Below are 20310 nucleotides of genomic sequence, written 5' to 3' on the forward strand. Positions count from 1 at the left end.
TTGCTGCATCACATTCCCCTTTTTGATTTTCATATACCAACCCTGTACAATATTCAAAAACCCAAAAGGATGATGAACATGTGTGGCAGATTCACTTTATTCTCAGAATTTGACGACATCATTGAGCAATTCAACATAGATCACTTCTTGCCTGAAGACGAATATCACCCCAGCTATAATGTCGCGCCATCACAAAACATCCTTACCATTATTAATGATGGATCAAGCAACCGCCTTGGAAAATTAAGATGGGGTCTCATTCCTCCTTGGGCTAAAGATGAAAAGATCGGTTATAAAATGATCAATGCTCGTGCTGAAACATTGGCCGAGAAACCCAGCTTTCGAAAACCGCTTGTCAGCAAACGCTGCATCATTCCGGCCGACAGTTTTTATGAATGGAAACGCCTTGATCCAAAAACTAAGATTCCTATGAGAATCAAGCTGAAATCATCCAATCTGTTCGCTTTTGCCGGCTTATACGAAAAGTGGAATACGCCTGAAGGTTACCCGCTCTACACTTGCACAATCATTACGACAAAACCTAATGCGCTTATGGAAAATATCCATGATCGAATGCCGGTTATATTGAGTCACGATGATCATGAAAAAGAATGGCTGAACCCTAAAAATACAGATCCCGATTTTCTCAAAAGCTTGCTTTTGCCATATGATGCTGATGACATGGAAGCATACCAGGTTTCATCATTAGTTAACTCACCTAAAAACAATTCACCTGAGCTTATTGAAGCCCATTAAGTACCCTGCCAGATTGCTTTATATATCACCTTCGCCTAAGCAAAATAAACGAACGTGTACATGATTCAAAAACAACCCCTTATGTGCCACGCGTTATTTTTAAACCATAATGATTCAGTCAGCTGTCCAATTTTTAAATTGAATCGATTAAAGATATAGAGCGTTTCTCTGTAATGAGGAATGCTTTTTTCTTGTTCAAAGTGAAAAGGATAGTTTTAAAACAACAAGAAAATAATCTATTTCAATACTTTTTTATTGTAAAACGATAAATAATATGTTAAATTCAAATCGACAATATTAGGTGAGGTGCTTTTTATGAAACGAGGATCAACACTCTTTTTAAAGATAGCTGTTATTCTTATTGGTATTCCAGTTCTTGCTCTGTGCATATTTTTGGTGCCGCAGATAGCGAACTTTGCAGCGGAATTGTATCCAGATATTTCTTATCTGAAATATCTTGTTTATATCGATTTGTATGCAGCGGCGATACCTTTTTATTTCGCTCTGTATCAAGCCTTTACACTTTTAAGCTATATTGACCGGAATAAAGCTTTCTCGGAATTATCAGTAAGAGCTTTAAAGAAAATAAAATACTGTGCAATCACCATCAGTCTTTTACTTGCGGCAGGCATGCCACTCTTCTATCTCATCGCGGAGATGGACGATGCTCCAGGTATTATACTAATCGGATTGGTCCTTATTTTTGCCTCAATGGTTATCGCAGTCTTTGCTGCTGTTCTCCAAAGGCTTTTGCAAGAAGCTATAGATATAAAATCAGAAAATGATTTAACAGTCTGAGGTGAAAACAATGGCAATTATAATCAATATTGATGTGATGCTGGCTAAAAGGAAAATGAGCGTAACGGAACTGTCGGAGAAGGTTGGAATCACGATGGCTAATCTTTCTATTTTGAAAAATGGAAAGGCAAAGGCCATTCGATTATCAACTTTAGAAGCGATTTGTAAGGCTTTAGAATGTCAACCCGGAGATATTTTGGAATACCGAAGTGATGAAGACACCCCAGATTAATAAAGCAGGAATAATCATGCAAGGAAAAGATAGTTACTCGGCGGTGATTCTATGGTCATAACCCTATGTCTATTTAGCTACTATACTAAACAGGCCTTCCATTTAATCAAAAAAACCTTTGGAGGCAAAATTCATGAAAGTATTTAAACAGCTCGTTTGTTTTGGCTGGGAGCAGGCCCTATCATGTCTGTTTCCTGTCGTTATTTTTGCCTCTTTGGCAATTACACAAATCATACCGCTTCCCCTCCTGCCACGGTATGACTGGCTGCTCATCATCTGCCTTCTCATGCAATGGTGGATGGTGTATTCAGGGCTTGAAACACGGGATGAACTAAAGGTGATCACCATGTTCCACCTTATTGGACTTGCTCTTGAACTTTTCAAGGTACATATGGGCTCCTGGTCTTATCCGGAGGAGGGATATTCCAAAATTTTTGGAGTGCCTTTGTATAGCGGCTTCATGTACGCAAGTGTAGCCAGTTATCTTTGCCAGGCATGGAGGAGGCTTAAGGTTGAACTGGTTAAGTGGCCGCCGTTTTGGGCCGTTGTACCTCTCGCCGCTGCGATTTATTTGAATTTTTTCATCCACCATTTTTGGATTGACGTCCGCTTTTGGTTATCTGGACTTGTCTTGATCGTCTTTTGGCAATCATGGGTTACATACGAGGTGAATGGGACTCGTTACCGTATGCCGCTCGCCCTTTCATTTATGCTCATCGGATTTTTTATATGGATAGCCGAAAATATTGCAACGTTTTTTGGGGCTTGGGAATACCCAAACCAAACCGATACATGGAGTCTCGTTCATCTAGGAAAAGTGAGTTCATGGCTCTTGTTAGTGATTGTCAGCTTTCTTATAGTAGCGACGTTAAAACAAGTTAAGGGGAAAAACTCCACCAGGATAGATACTAGTCCATTTTTATAATCGTTTAAGAATCTTCTTTAATAAAAGTTGGATCCCGCATAGTAAGGAATTAGCGTACAACATTCTGAATAAGATAAAATGGAAAAAGCAACGCTTGAATTGTTGCTTTTTTCTTTATAAATAGCTGCCGGAATTATAGACGGCTATTTCAGTAAGATTTCGACCAGGAAGTAATGATTTAATCAAAATCAGCTTTCGTTTAAGAGCTCAGTCTTTTGACTTAAACATATGTCTTTCTAACTCACCCTCCCGTAAAAGAAGTCGTTAGGTTGCATAAGGTGAATGAATAGCTTATATCTTTATCGCTCGGCATTTATTTCTTTTGGTAGCTGTGATGGCGCTTTGGGAACTTTTCGCAGTTTGATATTGATGACATCAGAGGAATATAGCGTAACAATCATACTTCCCTCATATCGTTTGGCCCGGATTAGGACCGGTTGGTTATATTGATTATGAAAGCGAAAGTCAGGGCCTCCCCAGCTTACGGTTGCATCGCGTCCGGACGGCACATATGGTACGCTTCTTGTATGAGAATAGCGCTGAACGATTTGCAGCCCTGCACGATCGACAGCATTAAATAATGTTGATGACACCTGACAAATTCCCCCGCCTACACCTTCAGACAACTCACCTTTCACGATAATAGGTGCACGCATGTATCCTTTGTCCTGAGTTCTCATCCCAACAACTTGGTTAAATGAAAACGTCTCATTTGGAAAAACAACATGATTGTCAATTGCTTTTGCAGAAAGGGAAATATTGTGTGAACGGCTTTTATTGCTTGAATTAAAATAAGTTACATACTTGCCTAATTGCAGCGTACTGATGTGAGCAAGCAACTCGCTGTCAACTTTCGGATAGATGTTTAATTCCGGCACTTCTATTTTTGATGGGCCATGACCAAAGAAATAGGCATAAAATTTCTCCTTAAACGCTTGTTGATAAAGTCTGTAACCCATTTTCCCCGGGATGATGATTCCTTGATCGTTAAGCTTGGCGTTTATGGGCTCCCGGTAAATTTGTTGATCAAGCTGTTTGATAAACTTACGGTATTTTTCATGATCAATCATTGGGGTACCGGGAAGAGGCATCGTAAAATCTTCGCGGTGAACAGTAGCAATCGTCCGTCCTTGTTGCGTGATCGCTAAACTGTCAGATGGCTCGCTGGGCTGAGCCAATAATAAAAGGCCAGTGATCCAAATGTGTATCATAAGTCGGCATACCTCCCGACAATTAGTATGAACAGGAGCTTATCCTTTGATGTATCTCGTCTTATCATATCGTTCTTAAGCGCCTGGTCTTTGTTTGAGCACAACGTGAGCCCTCGCTAATAGAGCTTTGACTTAAGTGAGTAGTCAATGTCTACTTCAGCATCCACAACGCCTAGTGTTATGAAATCATGCCTTAACCAATACCAATGTTGTCAAGCAATCGTTGAATTAAATCAGTAAATGAAGTTACTGCCATAGGCAGGCTATTTTTGTTTAGATGTACTATCTGATCCTCATTCGTCGTATATCCTCAACCTAAGTGAAGAAAATCAAAATTGAACTAATCAGAAAATATGCAAAAAATGGAAGTGCTGTCGACTTCGGCCATCGGTTAGCATCTTCTCGTTAGATCAAGAATTTGCTGTTGAATGATTTCAGTTAAGGTTGAATAAAATCAGATTGAAAGCATCCAACCATCAATGTTACAGGATTATTAACGGCTAAATGCGCTTTACACTATTCTATAAGAAGGAAGGAAGCGTCGATGACAAAGCTCTGCCGAGAAGTTTGGATCGAAGTAAATCTTGATGCCATAAAAAAAAATTTGCGAGCAATACGCCATCATATACCAAAAAAGACCAAAATTATGGCTGTCGTAAAAGCGAACGGTTATGGTCATGGGTCTGTAGAAGTGGCGCGCCATGCACTGGAACATGGGGCTAGTGAGCTCGCTGTTGCCAGCGTGGAGGAAGGAATCCTTTTACGAAAAGCGGGAATTACAGCGCCTATCCTTGTGCTTGGTTTTACATCCCTTAGTTGTGTGAAAAAATCAGCAGCTTGGAATATAGAGTTATCAGCATTTCAGGTTGATTGGATTAAAAAGGCTAACGATATATTGGAAAGTGAAGCGAGTACTAACCGATTAGGTATTCATATTAATGTGGATACTGGTATGGGCCGTTTAGGTGTACGTACAAAAGAAGAACTTTTAGAAGTAGTGAAGGCATTAACAGCAAGTAAACTCCTAAGATGGGAAGGTATCTTTACACATTTTTCAACAGCTGATGAAGAAGACACCACTCTAACCAGACTGCAGCACGATCAATTTCTCCGTTTTCTCCGTTTTTTAAAAAACCAAGACATTGAGCTGCCCACCGTGCATATGAGCAACACGGCTGCGGCTATCGCTTTTCCGGAATTTAGCGCTGATATGATTCGTTTAGGTATAGGCTTATATGGATTATATCCTTCAGCATATATAAAACAACTACATCTCGTTAAGCTTGAACCTGCATTAAGTTTAAAGGCGCGTATCGCTTATGTGAAAACCATGCTGACAGAACCCCGTACCATTAGTTATGGTGCTACATACATCGCAAATCCCGGTGAAGTCATTGCTACACTCCCGATCGGATATGCTGACGGTTATTCTCGCGCACTTTCCAATCGCGGGTTTGTTCTTCATCGCGGAAAACGAGTGCCAGTGGCGGGAAGAGTGACAATGGATATGATCATGGTTAGTTTAGGAGAGAGTGAAGGCAAACAAGGAGAGGAAGTTGTGATTTACGGTCACCAAAAGGGAGCTGAGATTCCCGTTGATGAAGTTGCTGAAATGCTTAATACAATTAACTATGAAGTGGTGTCTACATTAAGCCGCCGCATCCCCCGTTTTTATATAAGAGATGGCGAGATTTTTAAGATATCAACTCCAGTAATGTACGTGTAGATTTTTTCTTTCATTTTTTTGCAAATGTGAGGTCAATCCCTCTTTTATGCTGATTTAAGATCCTATAATAAGAGGGATTCAGTTTTACACACTTATCCCCCTATCGTTTGCAATTTTAGAAAGAGGATCACAATACCAGATAGAAATTTTAGATGTTATTTCTCGATTGATTAAGAAGAAGTATTATGAATACTTAAGCTACTTAGTGGCTGCCTTTTTCTCGTTTTGCAGAAAAACAGAGTCCCAGATCCAAAAGATTACAGCAAATGATATACTAAATAAGTAAACTTCGTATTCCATTAGAAAGTCTAAGGTGTTCTTTGGATCAGTAATTACAGCGAAGAATAACCATACTAAGAAGGAAAAGAATATGTATATGAGTAAATATTTCGGGTTAAACCTCTTTGGATTGCGATTTACGAAATATTGAACAGGTGCAGCAAAGATTACATAAAAGATAAACAGAATAACACTTATGAAGAAGTATGGAATGTAGCCATCATAATCAATGCCAAAAACATAAACAACAGCAGCTGATAACGCAGACAAGACATGAACAAATAGGATCCTTAAAACTTGCATGTTTAAATCCCCTTTCATAATGTAAGCATCACTATGATGATCTCAATTATTGTTAAAATTGGAATACCTACTTCCTGAATTAAATTTAGACTAGACTAAAGCTCCGTCACGTTCAAACTTTACAAATAGATTTACTTTGTTTTTCAAAGTAACAAGAACAATAAACTGAATTGTGATCTCTATCTATAAAGTATGTATCCTGGATGAAGAAATTTGTGTAGCCAGCTGTCTTGAGTATCGCTCTATTCATCATGAGCATATCCATCTGAATATCTTAATCAATTGGAAAAGCCACATTAGCAGTAAACGCTACATGTAATTCAAAAGAAAGAATTATCAAATTTAAACAATCCCTCCGCACTATTCCCTTTATTGTGCCAAGAGATTATGTCTCATTAAAATTGCTGTTTTATTCAGATATCAAACATCTTGGGTGTCTTTCTTATTCTTAAACCATTGAATAGCATTTCGGCGAGTTATTGCAACAGGTATTAATAGCAGAGTACCGACAATAAGCAACATAAAAAAGATCACAAACAACTCACCTGTTCCCGGAACAATTTCTTCATAGGTAATAATGCGTTCCTCCCCCTGCAGGACGCAGAACCGAGAATTTTCGAGAAAGGCTAGATGAAAAGCGATTGACGTCCATAAGCTTTCTGTTACAATACGCAGGAGTTGAAGGATGAATCCAAAAGACAACAATAAAACGATGTAATCTAATGTGATAGCAGGTGACTCAATTCCAGCTATATATTGCAAACCACTTACAGCTATTGGTGCAAGCACAAACAGAATCGGCTGCAGGAGCAAGGCCATGAAACAGTTAAATCGCCTGTTTAGAGCATAGTACACCGTCCCACGAAAAGTTAATTCCTCTGGAAAAGCTTCATAAAAGAAAGCGATGATCATATTTAAGAGCAACACTGTAACTAAATGGATAGAGAAATGAAATTGTGTAATTTTGACCCAGCCCAATAAATGGGCGATTGTGAATCCAGATCCGGAAAGAATAATGACGTACATTGCACCCATAATGGCTTTCGGAACGGCTTGCCTCCACCCAGACAGTCCGATAGAGCAGAATGGCCTACTAGACGTCCGTTTGAGAAGAAAGTAGAGTAATGGAACAGTAATTAATGTTACTAAGCCTGATTGGATATCTTGCTGTAAGAGTTTAGAAGCTCCTGCTTGGCGGGCTATTGAACCGATTAAAGTAGCAAAAAACAAAGCAAATACGAATGTTCCCCAACTTAGCAAGATAGTTACCAACCATTTTGGATGATTGTTTTGTTTTCCGCTTTTGGTATGATGAAATTGCATTTGGATATCCCTTTCACAACATTCATATGAAGCACTATAACCTCTACAGTCACTATACGTTCCATAACTGTTATTGTTTCAAATTCCTGCATATCCCACTTCCCTTCTGATTAAAATTGTTGTTTTATTGAGGTGCCATCACAAAAAAAGCGTCCTAACTTCAGTTGCCGGTACGCTTACATTCTTAATATATGAACATATAACGACTTTCAGAGTTATTCGGATTTTCAAACTATATCTTCTGAAGTTGCTGACTCTTTCTTAAAATAAGCTTCTAACTGATCAAAAACTAAGGGCTGTGTGCATTCAACAATTTCACTCCACAACCACATATCCATTGTCTGTAAAGTAAATCCCTCAGGCAGCTTCTGCATTTTCACATCAACATCGAACCTCTAGCCGGTTGTTTTATGTACAATAGCCAGTTCTTCTCCATTAACGAAACGTACAATGGCCTCATCAAATTCAATACGGCATATCCTTCTTTTAAAGCCCTAATAAACAAATAAGGATCAACTTTTTACAGCTCCTAAAGAACATTGGCATATTGTTTATTTTTGTCTCTAAGCAATTCGAAATTAATCAACAATATGTATAAATCTTTATCTGATAAATTTAATTTAATGAAGGTGTCTCTTGTGAGCAAGCGCAGACTACAAAAAATATCGCTGTTAAACAAAAAATTGATAACATTCTCATTTTAATACTATTCCAGTAAATTTATAGGGAAAGTTATAAAACCTGATGGGAGAATACCCTACCTCCAGCAATGCCAAGGCCGTTCGCCTAGTAGAAAACGACCTTTAACCATTCCTAACGATTTTAATAATCATTTACCATACCCGAGGCATATATTGGGATTCCAACTAAAAGGCCGTCGCTCTTAATAAACTCACAATAACAACGATTATAAAACTTCTCAAGGAACGATCAGCAGCCCGTTAGCTACCCTTAATTAAAGATAATCTGTTACCACACTGTTACGTTAGAACTTCCACTACTTTGATATCCCTCTGTCGCTAAGACTTGGTAAGACCAATTACTACCCAGATTCATCCCATATCTCTTCCATGCGTTAACGTGATTGCTGAAAGTGATTGTAGCGTTGCTTCCAGTTGGTCTCTTCGACTGGCGAACACTCCAGTACTGCGTAAAAGTAGTTTTATCGCCATCAATGGAAGGTGCATCATAACGTGTAGTTGTGTACACGTCATATGTACCCCCATCACTGTTTACAGTACCTTTATACGTTCCAGTAGGTCTATAAGTACCCCATGAATCCACTACATAATATTCTATGAGAGGTGATCTCGTCCAACCATATAAAGTCAAATATCCATTGCCATTCGGCGCCCAAACTCCGGCATTATAGTTTATTGTTCTGAATGGCGAACCTGTAGTCCATCCTTTACCTACAACGAAATTTCCGGTATTAGACCAATTAACACTGTAATTCCCGCCAGACCCATTGACAGCGTTTACTGTTCCGCCCCCATCAGTCCAATTTTGCCAGTAGTCTGTGTTAGCTGCAGAGGCGGTTGCCGAAAACAAGCTAATACTTATGAAAGCTGCCGTTAACCCAACTAAGAAATTCTTTTTAAACTTAAACATATGTTACCTCCTATAATATTTTTTCTGACTTTGACATGAGGTAGCACTCGTATATATTTAAAACATTGTTCATTACTAACGCCAAGGCTTTTGATCGTTCCCTTCAATATAATATCACGAATTCACGAGCAAATATTAAGCACATTTGTAATTTAATTACAAATACCTAAAAATTATATTATAAGTGGTCTTGTTCTGCCTTAGCCTGATCCTTTTTTCGCAGAATCACAATTCTTGTTTCTAAATCTGATGGAGTAATATCTGTAATTAACCCCATTCGAACCATTTCCTATAAAGGAAATATACACTAGAGATTGTGAAGTCATTGTAACTTCTCCAGGTGGTGCTCCTGACTTTGAAGCTGCAATGGAACATTTCATATCCAAAAAATCAGCTCATAAGATTGTTTACTGTGTCTTCGATGTTATTTGCAAAGACGGTCAGTCAATTGCCTCTAACACGCTCACTGTGCGTAAGACAGTTTTGAATTCACTTGAACTGAATCATCCTAATGTCTTTGTTATCGAAGGAATTCATGGTAACGGACTAACTTACTTTGCCTTGGCCAAAGAAAAAAATTTAGAGAGAATCGTGCTCAAGAAAGCTGACTCCCCTTATGAAATTAATAAACGTTCACACAATTGGCTAAAAGTGATTAATTATGATTACACTGAAGTTCTCATAACCGGCTACACCAAGAAGGATATAAAATTTCTTCTATCCTATCCCGATGGAACGTCAGCTGGATTTATGGAATTCATGCCACATGCAGAACGAAGTAAGTTCCACTCTATGAAACAAGTAAAGACTGAATCTGATGATTATGTATTTATTGAACCTATCTTATGTAAGGTTAAGCACAGATTTAAGACTAAACACGGTAAACTCCACATGCCTTCCTTCAAATTCTGAAGAGTATAAACTCTTCGTTACATAACTCCTTAGTGCCAAGCCCTGTAAATCTTGATGAAAATTTAGTACATGGTTTAATTAGTTTATTTAATTTTCATCTATTCATCAAAGCTATAAGGGTAAACGATACTTTCTACAAATCCAATCTCCTTTCCTTTATTGCGAATTTTCATACATCCCTCATAGCTGTACGCCCATATTTCTTTATAATCCCTCAGGTCGCCGCATTTCCCTGTTATGATGAATTCTCTAAAAATATTGATCAGCTGCCACACGTTACCTCCGTGTGAGAAGCCGTTTGGATCGTGGAAAATCATACGGATAAACGTCTTCCCCCGTGTAATTATCAACAAAGAATAGCTGTGTTCTGAATTTGAAATACGCTTTTTGATTGGATTGTCCTGAGATGTTTTCTTTGCTATAGAAAGTTCGACGCTCAATGCTTGCATAAAGCTTTATCAGGTCATTAATATCATTCATGCGTATAATTTGCCCTTCCCTTACCCCTTTCAATAAAATAAATATTTTATTTTGATTCTAATGTGATTTTTTTTAAATCCTTTTTAGTTTCCTATATTTCAATTACATTTTGTGTCGGAGGTGAAATGTAATGAAATTTCTTCTGGATTTTGCGAATTGGACTTTTGATAAAGTCACTGGATTATACACTAGCTGCTGTAATTTGGTTTGTATTCAAGTCCAAATCAAAACAGAATGAGTATCCAGATCACTTCGAAGATAGACGCCGCCATAGAAACTAAATCATCCTTCTATGATCGTTATCGATACGTGTGTTTTTCCGATAACGATCCATCCTTATATGTTTAGTTAAAAAACTATCTTTTATTTAGACTTGTTCAGCTTGTCGTATAGTATCTAACAGTTCTTTCTCAAATGTTTTTATGTATTGCCTTCGAATCAAACCCTTACTCTTGTTTCGTTTTCAAATTCATTATTTAAAGCTGCTGCTTATTCAGTTCCTACATAAATACATTTATACTTGCTGTCATCGACTACATAAGCGTTCATTATCTTCACTCCTTGGAATCACGATTTTAAGTTAACTTTAAAGTACATCGTCTTGAGAAATTCCCCTTTAATTGGTAAGCTGACACCTAGGATCATACAAAGCAGGTGATGTCTTGAATAAAATAATCGGAATAATTGGATTAATTGTTTCCTTAATTGTGCAAGGGTTTTCAGCAAGTGATTCGTTGACTCATGAGATTGCCATGGCTTTTCTATTTGTATTCTTAATCATTTACATGCCAAGGATTTCTCTAAAAAATCTCTAATTGTCTTAGGAGCAATCTTTATAGCTCTAATGCTAGGTATTTATCAACTCCTTTCCTTTATCAGTGATTACTTTGAGAGGCTAAACTTAAATATTGGACTTATCATCTTACTTGAGATCGCTTTGATCATTGTTTTGGTATCTATTGCAGTAAACTTAATGAAGCTTATTGCGAATCGGTTAAGGAAAACACCTCATGGAAAAGAGTTTTAACTCTATTCCTTTTTTATGCTAAGTGCCTCTTTCTATTGGTCTCTTATGTATGAAATCAAATGCAATATCAACTTTCCCTAATTCCTTCTTTTCTGTTATGGTCTCGACTGATTCACCCTTAGCTGCAATATAAGTACTTGATCATACCATTGATGTGATCGCTAAATAAGTTCGTCTTTAAAATTAAAGTCTCCATTTATTGAAAACGATGGACTTTCCATCTTCATTATTAAAGACAAGATTGAATATATATAGTGCATCAGAATAACTTTTTCTTATAAAAGTATAAAAAGTGTTCGTTTTAATCTTTCCTGTTACGAAAACGATCAAAAACATAGATATCTGTCTCTACTCAAGCCAGAAATCATTTCATTTTGTTTTTTTAAAAAAACATTCTTGATTTTCACATTTATATATGCACTCATAAAATATTAGATCATATCCATTATATGCAACTAAAATGCAGGTATAAGAGCTATTATATGGAGATTTAAATACCAAATATATGGGGGCATATTTACATCTAAATACGCCTCAAAATCACCCTATTTTATATCGAAATCGCTATCGTAAAACCGCATAGTACCAATGTTTTTCTCTCTTAAAATTCCCTCTTTTTCTTCAATATTTACTTATAGCAGCCACTTCCCTCTACTCCCTCTTACGTTTTACGATCGTTTAATCCCTATTCACCAATCAAATTAGCAAATATCCTTATGTTTATCGCCTTTTTAAACACTTTTTTAATTTTTACGATAAGCATGTTATTCGTGTACGATATATGACTTGATTGTATTTGTTGACAATTTGACAGAGAAATTTAATGCACTTCTAACTTTTTTAACTGCAATGGGAATTGTGGTTGACCCCACAACTCAAGGCATTTCTGACAGTGAACAAGCAATGGATGACGAATCTCCACAATAAACCCCTACCTTCTCTTAATTGAGGAGGGTATTTTTTCGTTTTAAGATAACATTAATCTTCCTTATTCATTTAAATATGATAAAATATTACATATTTAATATAGGAGGGCTTGTCTTGGAGCAAATGATCTCTTCTTCTAAAGTCGGAGTGAAAATAAATGAGTGGTATAAATACATAAGATTGTTTAGTGTCCCAGATTCGGAAATATTGAAAGCTGAGGTCGAGGAAGAAATAAAGCATATGAAAGAAGATCAAGATTTATTGTTGTACTATTCTCTCATGTGTTTTCGCCATCAGCTGATGCTGGATTACCTTGAACCCAAAACAATGAACGAAGAACGCCTTGAAATTTCCGACTTATTAGAAAAGATCGAAAGTAACCAAACTGATTTGAAGGGAATTCTTGAATATTATTTTAACTTTTTCCGGGGTATGTATGAATTTGAACAGTACGAATATCTTAATGCCATAAGCTTCTATAAGCAAGCCGAGAAAAAGCTATCACTTGTCGCAGATGAGATAGAGCGAGCAGAATTCCACTACAAAGTTGCAGAGATTTATTATCATATGAAGCAGACACACATGTCGATGCATCATATTGTTCAAGCAATAGAGAGTTATAAAGCACATGAAACATATACTGTAAGGGTTATTCAATGTTCGTTTGTTATTGGACTTAACTATTTAGATATGGAATATCCTGAAAAAGCGATCCCTCATTTTAAAGAAGCTCTAGACAATGCAAGAGAAATCAACATGCCACGTTTAATCGGTTCTTCCCTATATAATCTTGGCTTATGTTCATTTGCTGAGGAAGCTTATGAAAAGGCAGCTGAGTACTTTAAAGAAGGTATACTAGAATACCAAAACAACGGGTATGAGCATTCAAATCGTTTATTAGATATCTTGTTAATGTTATCAAAAACCACATTTAAAATGAGGAATCAATCAGAAGCAATTTCTTGGTGTGCACATGGTCTGTCTTTGTCCAAGAATTTAAATGATGAAATTATGGCTAAAATGTTTGAATTCATTAATGCCTTATATGTTGATGACGACAAAGAAAAATTAAATTCGATTCTAAATTATTTAGAATCGAAATCAATGCTTTCTGACGTGGAGGATTTAGCCTCAGATGCAGCGAAGTATTGTAATGAAAAAGAAGACCATAAAGTAGCTAATGTTTTTTATGAGAAAGTGCTTTGTGCCCGTAAACAAATTCAGAGAGGGGATTGTCTTTATGAAACTTAAGCATGCATCTGTCTTTATTTTAGCCATTGTTTTAATTGGATTTGTCAGCATTTATTTAACTAACACTCAAAAAGATGTCCAAGAAGCACGTAGAGGGCATACAGCAAGTATTGGTTATTTCACTGATGGACATTCATTTGAAGTTGCTAGTAGAGGTCATACTTCTTAAATATGTATCATTCCCCCTTCAAATTTTGAAGGGGTTATTTTTACGATTTATGTCCACCAGTTAGACCTGCTTTCTAAAGCGCATTCCTGCAGGTGTATAAGAAACTGCTCTCAGAATCGCTTCCGATTCATATTTGTTTCTATCTCATCCATTACAGACCGCTTACTGATTAGAGTTATCTTCAATATTAGACAGAATAACTGAGATACTTCTTACTTACATGATTCTAGTAAGAAGATTGTTATTATCATTATTTTGACTGATGTTCCCTTTTAAAAGAATCATGTATGATCGATATAGAAAACGCTTTCAAAGAAAGGGGATACCAACATGTCTAATCGTATGAAACGAGTGTTGTTGCTTTTTGTCACTGGATTGTTTATGAGTTTGTCTGCAGTCACTTCTACTGCCTCGGCTCAAACCGGCGGATCGTTTTTTGACCCTTTTAACAGCTATAACTCCGGATTATGGCAAAAAGCAAATGGTTATTCGAATGGAAATATGTTCAACTGCACTTGGCGTGCAAATAACGTCTCAGTGACGTCATTAGGTGAAATGCGTTTGGCGCTAACAAGTCCATCTTATAACAAGTTTGACTGCGGGGAAAACCGCTCTGTTCAAACATATGGCTATGGACTTTATGAAGTCAGAATGAAACCAGCTAAAAACGCAGGGATCGTTTCATCGTTCTTCACCTACACAGGTCCAACGGATGGAACTCCTTGGGATGAGATTGATATCGAATTTTTAGGAAAAGACACAACAAAGGTTCAATTTAACTATTATACAAATGGTGTAGGAAACCATGAGAAGATTGTGGATCTCGGATTTGATGCAGCCAATGCCAATCATACGTATGCGTTCGATTGGCAGCCAAACTCTATTAAATGGTATGTCGATGGGCAATTAAAACATACTGCGACAAGCCAAATTCCGACAACACCAGGAAAGATCATGATGAACTTGTGGAATGGTACGGGTGTAGATGAATGGCTCGGTTCCTACAATGGTGTAACACCGCTATACGCTCATTACGACTGGGTGCGTTATACAAAAAAATAATACCATATGTGATAAGAGCCTGCAGTCTCAATATAGCCAGGCTCTTATGATTGTAATGAGAAGTTGATCTCGGACATGCCAGATTCAGTCGAATATAACCATCTGAATTAGCCACGAACATATTCCTGCCTTCTAATAACTGAAATCAAGAATTGATCAATGATACGTAAAATGGAGATCTTCAATATGCTAGCTGTTACATGATAACACCATAATAATTCTCAAAAACCCGTTGTTTCTTCTATTTAAAACGTCACTATCGGTTTGTAAGGATAGAATGGCGTTTTTTAAATTTATTTTACGATGAGCTGCAGGTAATGTTATTGCTGACTGGCTTGGAGAGCGTTGTCTAAATCGTAAAGAATATCATCAATCGTTTCAATACCAATAGAAAGACGAATCATATCCGGAGTAACACCGGCTTTTACCTGACTTACTTCATCCAGCTGTTGATGGGTCGTGCTGGCAGGATGAATAACCAGTGATTTCGCATCGCCAACATTCGCCAAATGACTGAAAATCTTCACGCTGTTAATAAATTTCTTCCCTTCTTCCACACCGCCTTTAATACCAAATGTGAAAATGGATCCTGCTCCTTTTGGCAAATACTTTTGAGCAAGTTCGTGATAAGGGTTTGATGCAAGGCCTGGATAATTAACCCATGAGACATAGGGATGTTTTTCTAAAAATTGTGCAACCTTAAGGGCATTTTCTATATGGCGCTCCATCCGTAGAGGAAGAGTTTCTAATCCCTGAAGAAACATAAATGTATTGAATGGCGAAGCGGAAGCCCCAATGTCTCTAAGCAACGTAACGCGTGCTTTTGTAATATAAGCTAGCGGTCCCAGTGCATCTGTATAAACTAGCCCATGATAACTTAGATCTGGTTCTGACAAACCTGAAAATTTTCCGTTAGCCCAATTGAATTTTCCAGAATCTACGATAACACCGCCGATAGAGGTTCCATGGCCGCCAATAAATTTGGTAGCTGAATGAACCACAATATCTGCGCCATACTCAATTGGCCTGCATAAATATGGGGAGGCAAATGTATTATCAACGATAAGCGGAACATTATTTGCATGTGCAATATCGGCAATTGCTTGAATATCCGCAATATTAATTCGAGGATTTCCAATCGTTTCTATAAACACAGCCTTTGTTTTATCATTCATTTTTTCTTGAAATTGAGCTGGATCGTCTACATCAACAAAGTGAAATTTGATTCCAAGCTTTGGCAAAGTATGAGCAAATAAAGCATAGGTTCCCCCATACAGGCTGCTGGAAGCGATAATTTCATCTCCTGCTTCTGCAATATTCAAAATAGAATATGTAATAGCTGACTGTCCCGATGAAGTTGCTAATGCCCCTACGCCGCCTTCCATTAGGGCAACACGTTGCTCAAAAACATCATGAGTAGGATTCATGATACGTGTATAAATATTTCCTGGTTCTTTTAAAGAAAACAAATCTGCAGCATGATCTGTGTCGTTAAAGATATATGAGCTTGTTTGATAAATAGGGACTGCTCTAGAATTTGTAGTGGGGTCAGGTACTTGTCCTCCATGAAGAGCAATTGTTTCAAACCCTAATGAATGCTTTTTCTCCATCATTATACCCTCGTTTCACTCGTCTTTATATTCTGAATATTGCGTAATGATATCACAGAGTTTACTTCTCTACTATCCATTTTGCTTTGAAATGGTTTAATGGCTCTTTCTTTTAAACTTATGTTAATTTATCTGGTTAAAATAAACAATTTATAAATATTGATTTCAGATTTTCTTTCTCATTATGAAGAATAGAGTAACTAAAGAGTCAACAGCAAATTATTCACCCTTCTATCAGTTAGGGATCTAGCAACCCATTAAATTAAGAAGAGTTTCTCTATTTAACTAATTGTTCGGGTATATTTGATGCTTTCTGCTTTGTATTAGACACTAAGAGTATACTCATTAATACTACCGATAAGCCTATATAAGTACTCAAGGTAGTTCGTTCATCTAAAAATAAAACACCCCATATTATACCAAATATGGGTACCAATAGGGTTACACTAACGGTTTTAGTTGGCCCTATATTTTTTATCAGATAAAAATAGAGAAGATAAGCAACGCTTGTAGAAAATATGGCTAATCCTAAAACTGAAATAGTCACACCTATACTTGGTAACTTGTTAGGCATATCAAGGAGTGCAAAAGGCAGTAAAACAATACTTGCTCCTAATTGCTGTCCAATAGCTAAATCAAAAGATTTCATATCTTGAAAAGCTCTTTTACTATATACTCCTCCTATTCCATAGAATAAAGCTGCTAAAGAAATAGCTACTATTGATAATATAACCTTTACATTTAGTTGAATAGGACTCCAACCAACCAGGATTCCTACTCCTATGCACCCCATAATAATACCAAGGAAAGTACGCATATTTTTACCTTCTTTAAGCCATAAAATAGATATGATTACGGAAAACAAGGGCGTTGTAGAATTAATAATAGCAGCAAGTGACGCGGAAATGTTTAACTCAGCGTAAGCAATTAAAACGAATGGAATGGCTGCATTAATGGCACCCAGAATCATTAACTCTTTCCATTTGTACTTGATTTCTATTTTTTGTTTTAGTAATCGTGCAAAAATAAAAAGAGAGATAGCTGCAATTCCTACACGGCTTTCAATAAGAAATAAAGGGCCTAATGAAGGTGAAGCTATTTTGATGAATAAAAATGATGCACCAAAAAGGCTAGCCAGCAATAGTAAGATGCTAAATTGTTTGAAAGACATATCTTTACCATATCCTTTCTAAATGAGTAATTAAATCTCAAATTGACTCCTAACAGTTTAGCACCTAAACTGTTAGGAGTCAATTTGAGTATGGGGTCTTAAATCTGGCTTACCTTCAAAGGTTAAATATAGGCTATGTTGTTCATGTTCAATTAAGAGTAAATAGGTATGCTATACTGAGGAATAAATAACTAAAGTGATACCAGGTGAAATGTATGAAGACAAGAGAAGAAATTTTTAATGAGCTACTAGAATCTATTTATGAACTCTCTCGTAACACGAGCGCATACGAAAACATACCTCGAAAATATGGAACAGAAGATGAACTATATATGGTTGAAGCACATACCATTGATTTAATTGGAGAAAATGTGAAAGTTAGTCCTTCGCACCTTGTGAAGCTTACCAATAAAACAAAAGGTGCCATTTCTCAAATGGTGGATAAATTATTAAAAAAAGGGTTGGTTATAAAATATAAAAATCCAACCAATAGCCGAGAAGTTATCATAGAGTTGTCGGAAAAAGGGAAACAAGCTTATAAGTATCACAAAGAACTTGATCGAAAAGAATATGGAAAAATATTGAGTAGACTGAATCAATTTTCAACAGAAGATTTTATAAACTTCATGAAAATTGCTTCTGTAGTAAACGACCATATGAAAGACTCAACTCGAAAAAGTTTCCGTTAATTTCATATACCTTAAAAAATCATTCACTAAAATATAAATAATAGTGTTATGGGATCTTTATCTGAAAATAACTAAAAGAACCCATTTTGAAAAAAATCAATCAAAATGGGTTCTTTATTATTTTTAAGCTGTTTAATATAATGTTTCAATTGCCTCACGCGTAAACGGAATTAATTCTTCTGTTCGTCCATCTCGGATTTTGTTTACCCAGTCAGGGTCAGCCAATAATGCGCGCCCCACAGCTATCAAATCAAATTCTTCACGTTCTAATCTCTCGATCAAATTGCCCATTTTGTTGGCTTTGCCATTGGCCTCTTCTCCAGTAGCGAAGAAATCCACGAAATCAGCGCCATCAAGACCGACAGAGCCAACTGTAATTGTTGGTTTTCCTGTCAACTTTTTAATCCATCCTGATAGATTCAGTTCAGATCCTTCAAATGCAGGTTCCCAAAAGCGACGAATAGATGCATGAAAGATGTCGACGCCTGCATCAACTAATGGCGTTAAGAAACGTTTTAGTTCTTCTGGAGTTTCTACTAATTTTGCTGTATAGAAATCATATTTCCACTGTGAGATTCGCAACGAGATTGGAAAATCTGGTCCAACAACACGTCGACAAGCTGCGATGATCTCACTCGCAAAGCGTGTGCGCTTAACTATGTCTCCACCGTATTCATCGGTACGTGTGTTTGTTTTTTCCCAAAAGAACTGATCAATTAAAAATCCATGGGCTGCCATAATCTCAATGCCATCAAAACCAACCTTTTTAGCATTGGCTGCTGCCTGTGCAAAAGCTTCAACTAATTCCAAAATTTCTTGTTTTGAGTAATCATTAGCGTTGCCTCGGGCACCCATGTGCCACAATTGAGAGAAAATTTTCCCACCGGCCTCGTGTACCCCATCAACTACTTTTGACCAACCGTTTAGCGCCTCTTCTCCGTATAAGTGTGGTACGTCCTCCTGCCATGCTGGCACCTCGGATGCAACATCAGGATGGTTGATAAACATACCCTCTGTCACAATAAGTCCAACACCATTTTCAGCTCTACGACGATAATACGCAGCGACATCCTCCCCTGGTACTCCATTTGGAGAAAAGTTTCGCGTCATAGGTGCCATCAAAATACGATTAGATAGTTTCAGATTTCCCATTTCGAATGGTTTAAAAAGAGCTTCAACTGACTGAAAATTATTCATAAAAACCTCCAAGTTTTATACTTTAAGACTTATTCATTATTCATTAACTCCATGATCAAGAGCAGATCCGACTTTCAAGGCAGTTGCTACCATAATTGATTCAGCAACTTCTTCTTTGGAATCTCTATGTTTTTTAACTTGTTTAACATCGTCTTGACTAATAATTCTTTCCTCTAATTCCTTTCGTCCGTACCTACCGTTTGGTACAATTTTATGTTAGTAGATTAAGCGGACAAGCTATTAAGAAATGTTTCGATTTCTTCTTGTGTTTTCCGAGCTTTGCTAACAAACCGCCCTGCTTCTTCTCCGTTATGAGAAGCGATAAAACTTGGAATACCATATACATTCAGTTCGATGCACAAATCAATAAAGTCATCCCGGTCTACATAAATAAACTGATATTCCGAATAATTTGCTTCAATGTCCGGCAAAATTGGCTCGATCGCCCGACAGTCTGGGCACCAGTCCGCTGAAAACATAAAGACAACGCGCTCTGTTTTTTTTAACTTCTCAAATTGATCCATTGATTGTAATTTTTCCATCAAGATTCCCTCCAGTTTTTTCATGTACATAATCCTTGTATTCTTTAGCACGTATAAGATGTTGGATATCATTTATATTATCCATTTGAACTTCTCGCATCCATCTTTA

The 20310-nt window shown here is 37.0% G+C and carries 18 protein-coding genes and 7 pseudogenes; 12 read left to right on the plus strand and 13 right to left on the minus strand.

What is annotated here, in order from left to right; genetic code table 11:
* Nucleotides 1-78: 78 nt before the first annotated feature.
* The 4 genes from MTN95_RS00515 (at nucleotide 79) to MTN95_RS00530 (ending at nucleotide 2711) form a co-directional block, all read left to right on the plus strand.
* Nucleotides 79-756, plus strand: coding sequence for an SOS response-associated peptidase (locus MTN95_RS00515; protein ID WP_105991906.1), 678 nt, complete (start codon nucleotides 79-81; stop codon nucleotides 754-756).
* Nucleotides 757-1071: 315 nt separating this feature from the next.
* Nucleotides 1072-1554 (plus strand): DUF2975 domain-containing protein, encoded by a 483-nt coding sequence (locus MTN95_RS00520; protein ID WP_248336561.1) that lies wholly within the window; start codon nucleotides 1072-1074, stop codon nucleotides 1552-1554.
* Nucleotides 1555-1564: 10 nt separating this feature from the next.
* Nucleotides 1565-1786, plus strand: coding sequence for a helix-turn-helix domain-containing protein (locus MTN95_RS00525; RefSeq protein WP_202853651.1), 222 nt, complete (start codon nucleotides 1565-1567; stop codon nucleotides 1784-1786).
* A 133-nt stretch (nucleotides 1787-1919) separates the two neighbouring features.
* The gene (locus MTN95_RS00530; RefSeq protein ID WP_248336563.1) at nucleotides 1920-2711 is read left to right on the plus strand and encodes a DUF817 domain-containing protein; all 792 of its coding nucleotides are present in this window, start codon (nucleotides 1920-1922) and stop codon (nucleotides 2709-2711) included.
* A gap of 299 nt (nucleotides 2712-3010) precedes the next feature.
* On the opposite strand, the gene MTN95_RS00535 is transcribed toward MTN95_RS00530, so the two are convergent.
* Nucleotides 3011-3922 (minus strand): VanW family protein, encoded by a 912-nt coding sequence (locus MTN95_RS00535; RefSeq protein ID WP_105991903.1) that lies wholly within the window; start codon nucleotides 3920-3922, stop codon nucleotides 3011-3013.
* Nucleotides 3923-4466: 544 nt separating this feature from the next.
* Here MTN95_RS00535 and alr point away from each other — a divergent pair.
* On the plus strand, nucleotides 4467-5648 hold the full coding sequence (gene alr, locus MTN95_RS00540; protein ID WP_248336565.1) for an alanine racemase: 1182 nt from the start codon (nucleotides 4467-4469) through the stop codon (nucleotides 5646-5648).
* Between the two features lie 198 nt (nucleotides 5649-5846).
* Here alr and MTN95_RS00545 read toward each other — a convergent pair whose 3' ends face one another.
* From MTN95_RS00545 to MTN95_RS00565, 5 genes and pseudogenes are all read right to left on the minus strand, one after another.
* On the minus strand, nucleotides 5847-6248 hold the full coding sequence (locus MTN95_RS00545) for a UPF0715 family protein (protein ID WP_312842970.1): 402 nt from the start codon (nucleotides 6246-6248) through the stop codon (nucleotides 5847-5849).
* Nucleotides 6249-6650: 402 nt separating this feature from the next.
* A complete protein-coding gene (locus tag MTN95_RS00550) occupies nucleotides 6651-7553 on the minus strand; it encodes a CPBP family intramembrane glutamic endopeptidase (protein WP_248336567.1) in 903 nt (300 codons plus the stop codon).
* Nucleotides 7554-7861: 308 nt separating this feature from the next.
* Nucleotides 7862-8217: pseudogene (locus MTN95_RS00555) on the minus strand (hypothetical protein); the annotation flags it as partial.
* Nucleotides 8218-8522: 305 nt separating this feature from the next.
* A complete protein-coding gene (locus MTN95_RS00560; RefSeq protein ID WP_105954339.1) occupies nucleotides 8523-9164 on the minus strand; it encodes a glycoside hydrolase family 11 protein in 642 nt (213 codons plus the stop codon).
* 193 nt (nucleotides 9165-9357) lie between these two features.
* Nucleotides 9358-9438: pseudogene (locus MTN95_RS00565) on the minus strand (hypothetical protein); the annotation flags it as partial.
* 38 nt (nucleotides 9439-9476) lie between these two features.
* Between MTN95_RS00565 and MTN95_RS00570 the strand changes: the two are divergent.
* Nucleotides 9477-10076 (plus strand): annotated as a pseudogene (locus tag MTN95_RS00570) (ATP-dependent DNA ligase); the annotation flags it as partial.
* Between the two features lie 98 nt (nucleotides 10077-10174).
* On the opposite strand, the pseudogene MTN95_RS00575 reads toward MTN95_RS00570, so the two are convergent.
* Together MTN95_RS00575 and MTN95_RS00585 are read right to left on the minus strand one after the other, a co-directional pair.
* Nucleotides 10175-10556: pseudogene (locus tag MTN95_RS00575) on the minus strand (hypothetical protein).
* 403 nt (nucleotides 10557-10959) lie between these two features.
* Nucleotides 10960-11105, minus strand: a pseudogene (locus tag MTN95_RS00585) (hypothetical protein); the annotation flags it as partial.
* A 113-nt stretch (nucleotides 11106-11218) separates the two neighbouring features.
* Here MTN95_RS00585 and MTN95_RS00590 point away from each other — a divergent pair.
* The 4 genes and pseudogenes from MTN95_RS00590 to MTN95_RS00605 all read left to right on the plus strand — a co-directional run bounded on the left by MTN95_RS00590 (nucleotide 11219) and on the right by MTN95_RS00605 (nucleotide 13930).
* Nucleotides 11219-11583, plus strand: a pseudogene (locus MTN95_RS00590) (YoqO family protein).
* 786 nt (nucleotides 11584-12369) lie between these two features.
* On the plus strand, nucleotides 12370-12510 hold the full coding sequence (locus tag MTN95_RS00595) for a phage holin (protein ID WP_227599435.1): 141 nt from the start codon (nucleotides 12370-12372) through the stop codon (nucleotides 12508-12510).
* A 114-nt stretch (nucleotides 12511-12624) separates the two neighbouring features.
* A complete protein-coding gene (locus tag MTN95_RS00600) occupies nucleotides 12625-13761 on the plus strand; it encodes a response regulator aspartate phosphatase (RefSeq protein WP_248336569.1) in 1137 nt (378 codons plus the stop codon).
* On the plus strand, nucleotides 13751-13930 hold the full coding sequence (locus MTN95_RS00605; RefSeq protein ID WP_024121541.1) for a hypothetical protein: 180 nt from the start codon (nucleotides 13751-13753) through the stop codon (nucleotides 13928-13930). Before MTN95_RS00600 ends, MTN95_RS00605 begins: the two co-directional genes overlap by 11 nt.
* Before the next feature lie 40 nt (nucleotides 13931-13970).
* On the opposite strand, the pseudogene MTN95_RS00610 reads toward MTN95_RS00605, so the two are convergent.
* Nucleotides 13971-14146 (minus strand): annotated as a pseudogene (locus MTN95_RS00610) (hypothetical protein); the annotation flags it as partial.
* Nucleotides 14147-14260: 114 nt separating this feature from the next.
* Between MTN95_RS00610 and bglS the strand changes: the two are divergent.
* Nucleotides 14261-14992, plus strand: a complete 732-nt coding sequence (bglS, locus tag MTN95_RS00615) for a beta-glucanase (RefSeq protein WP_105991897.1) — start codon at nucleotides 14261-14263, stop codon at nucleotides 14990-14992.
* 320 nt (nucleotides 14993-15312) lie between these two features.
* Here the strand turns inward: bglS and MTN95_RS00620 are convergent, their stop codons facing one another.
* Nucleotides 15313-16602 (minus strand): homocysteine synthase, encoded by a 1290-nt coding sequence (locus MTN95_RS00620; protein WP_248336912.1) that lies wholly within the window; start codon nucleotides 16600-16602, stop codon nucleotides 15313-15315.
* A 277-nt stretch (nucleotides 16603-16879) separates the two neighbouring features.
* Nucleotides 16880-17773 carry a DMT family transporter gene (locus MTN95_RS00625; RefSeq protein WP_248336571.1) on the minus strand — a complete coding sequence of 298 codons (894 nt, stop codon included), beginning with the start codon at nucleotides 17771-17773 and terminating at the stop codon, nucleotides 16880-16882.
* Between the two features lie 215 nt (nucleotides 17774-17988).
* Between MTN95_RS00625 and MTN95_RS00630 the strand changes: the two genes are divergently transcribed.
* A complete protein-coding gene (locus MTN95_RS00630; RefSeq protein WP_105954330.1) occupies nucleotides 17989-18462 on the plus strand; it encodes a MarR family winged helix-turn-helix transcriptional regulator in 474 nt (157 codons plus the stop codon).
* Between the two features lie 132 nt (nucleotides 18463-18594).
* On the opposite strand, the gene MTN95_RS00635 is transcribed toward MTN95_RS00630, so the two are convergent.
* Nucleotides 18595-19659: an NADH:flavin oxidoreductase gene (locus tag MTN95_RS00635; RefSeq protein ID WP_227599431.1), complete on the minus strand. Its 1065-nt coding sequence runs from the start codon at nucleotides 19657-19659 to the stop codon at nucleotides 18595-18597.
* A 224-nt stretch (nucleotides 19660-19883) separates the two neighbouring features.
* Nucleotides 19884-20201 (minus strand): thioredoxin family protein, encoded by a 318-nt coding sequence (locus MTN95_RS00640; RefSeq protein WP_248336573.1) that lies wholly within the window; start codon nucleotides 20199-20201, stop codon nucleotides 19884-19886.
* Between the last annotated feature and the right edge of the window lie 109 nt (nucleotides 20202-20310).

The organism is Bacillus sp. 2CMS4F (assembly GCF_023161785.1).
Taxonomy (GTDB): Bacteria; Bacillota; Bacilli; order Bacillales; family Bacillaceae; genus Bacillus; species Bacillus halotolerans.

What these genes read in the sequence shown, in the direction of transcription:
- MTN95_RS00605 (WP_024121541.1), top strand. Translation starts at nt 13,751, where the DNA reads ATGAAACTTAAGCATGCATCTGTCTTTATTTTAGCCATTGTTTTAATT.
- MTN95_RS00535 (WP_105991903.1), bottom strand. Translation starts at nt 3,922, where the DNA reads ATGATACACATTTGGATCACTGGCCTTTTATTATTGGCTCAGCCCAGC.
- MTN95_RS00525 (WP_202853651.1), top strand. Translation starts at nt 1,565, where the DNA reads ATGGCAATTATAATCAATATTGATGTGATGCTGGCTAAAAGGAAAATG.
- MTN95_RS00625 (WP_248336571.1), bottom strand. Translation starts at nt 17,773, where the DNA reads ATGTCTTTCAAACAATTTAGCATCTTACTATTGCTGGCTAGCCTTTTT.
- MTN95_RS00635 (WP_227599431.1), bottom strand. Translation starts at nt 19,659, where the DNA reads ATGAATAATTTTCAGTCAGTTGAAGCTCTTTTTAAACCATTCGAAATG.
- MTN95_RS00545 (WP_312842970.1), bottom strand. Translation starts at nt 6,248, where the DNA reads ATGAAAGGGGATTTAAACATGCAAGTTTTAAGGATCCTATTTGTTCAT.
- MTN95_RS00640 (WP_248336573.1), bottom strand. Translation starts at nt 20,201, where the DNA reads ATGGAAAAATTACAATCAATGGATCAATTTGAGAAGTTAAAAAAAACA.
- MTN95_RS00560 (WP_105954339.1), bottom strand. Translation starts at nt 9,164, where the DNA reads ATGTTTAAGTTTAAAAAGAATTTCTTAGTTGGGTTAACGGCAGCTTTC.
- MTN95_RS00620 (WP_248336912.1), bottom strand. Translation starts at nt 16,602, where the DNA reads ATGGAGAAAAAGCATTCATTAGGGTTTGAAACAATTGCTCTTCATGGA.
- alr (WP_248336565.1), top strand. Translation starts at nt 4,467, where the DNA reads ATGACAAAGCTCTGCCGAGAAGTTTGGATCGAAGTAAATCTTGATGCC.
- MTN95_RS00630 (WP_105954330.1), top strand. Translation starts at nt 17,989, where the DNA reads ATGAAGACAAGAGAAGAAATTTTTAATGAGCTACTAGAATCTATTTAT.
- MTN95_RS00530 (WP_248336563.1), top strand. Translation starts at nt 1,920, where the DNA reads ATGAAAGTATTTAAACAGCTCGTTTGTTTTGGCTGGGAGCAGGCCCTA.
- MTN95_RS00520 (WP_248336561.1), top strand. Translation starts at nt 1,072, where the DNA reads ATGAAACGAGGATCAACACTCTTTTTAAAGATAGCTGTTATTCTTATT.
- bglS (WP_105991897.1), top strand. Translation starts at nt 14,261, where the DNA reads ATGTCTAATCGTATGAAACGAGTGTTGTTGCTTTTTGTCACTGGATTG.
- MTN95_RS00550 (WP_248336567.1), bottom strand. Translation starts at nt 7,553, where the DNA reads ATGCAATTTCATCATACCAAAAGCGGAAAACAAAACAATCATCCAAAA.
- MTN95_RS00515 (WP_105991906.1), top strand. Translation starts at nt 79, where the DNA reads ATGTGTGGCAGATTCACTTTATTCTCAGAATTTGACGACATCATTGAG.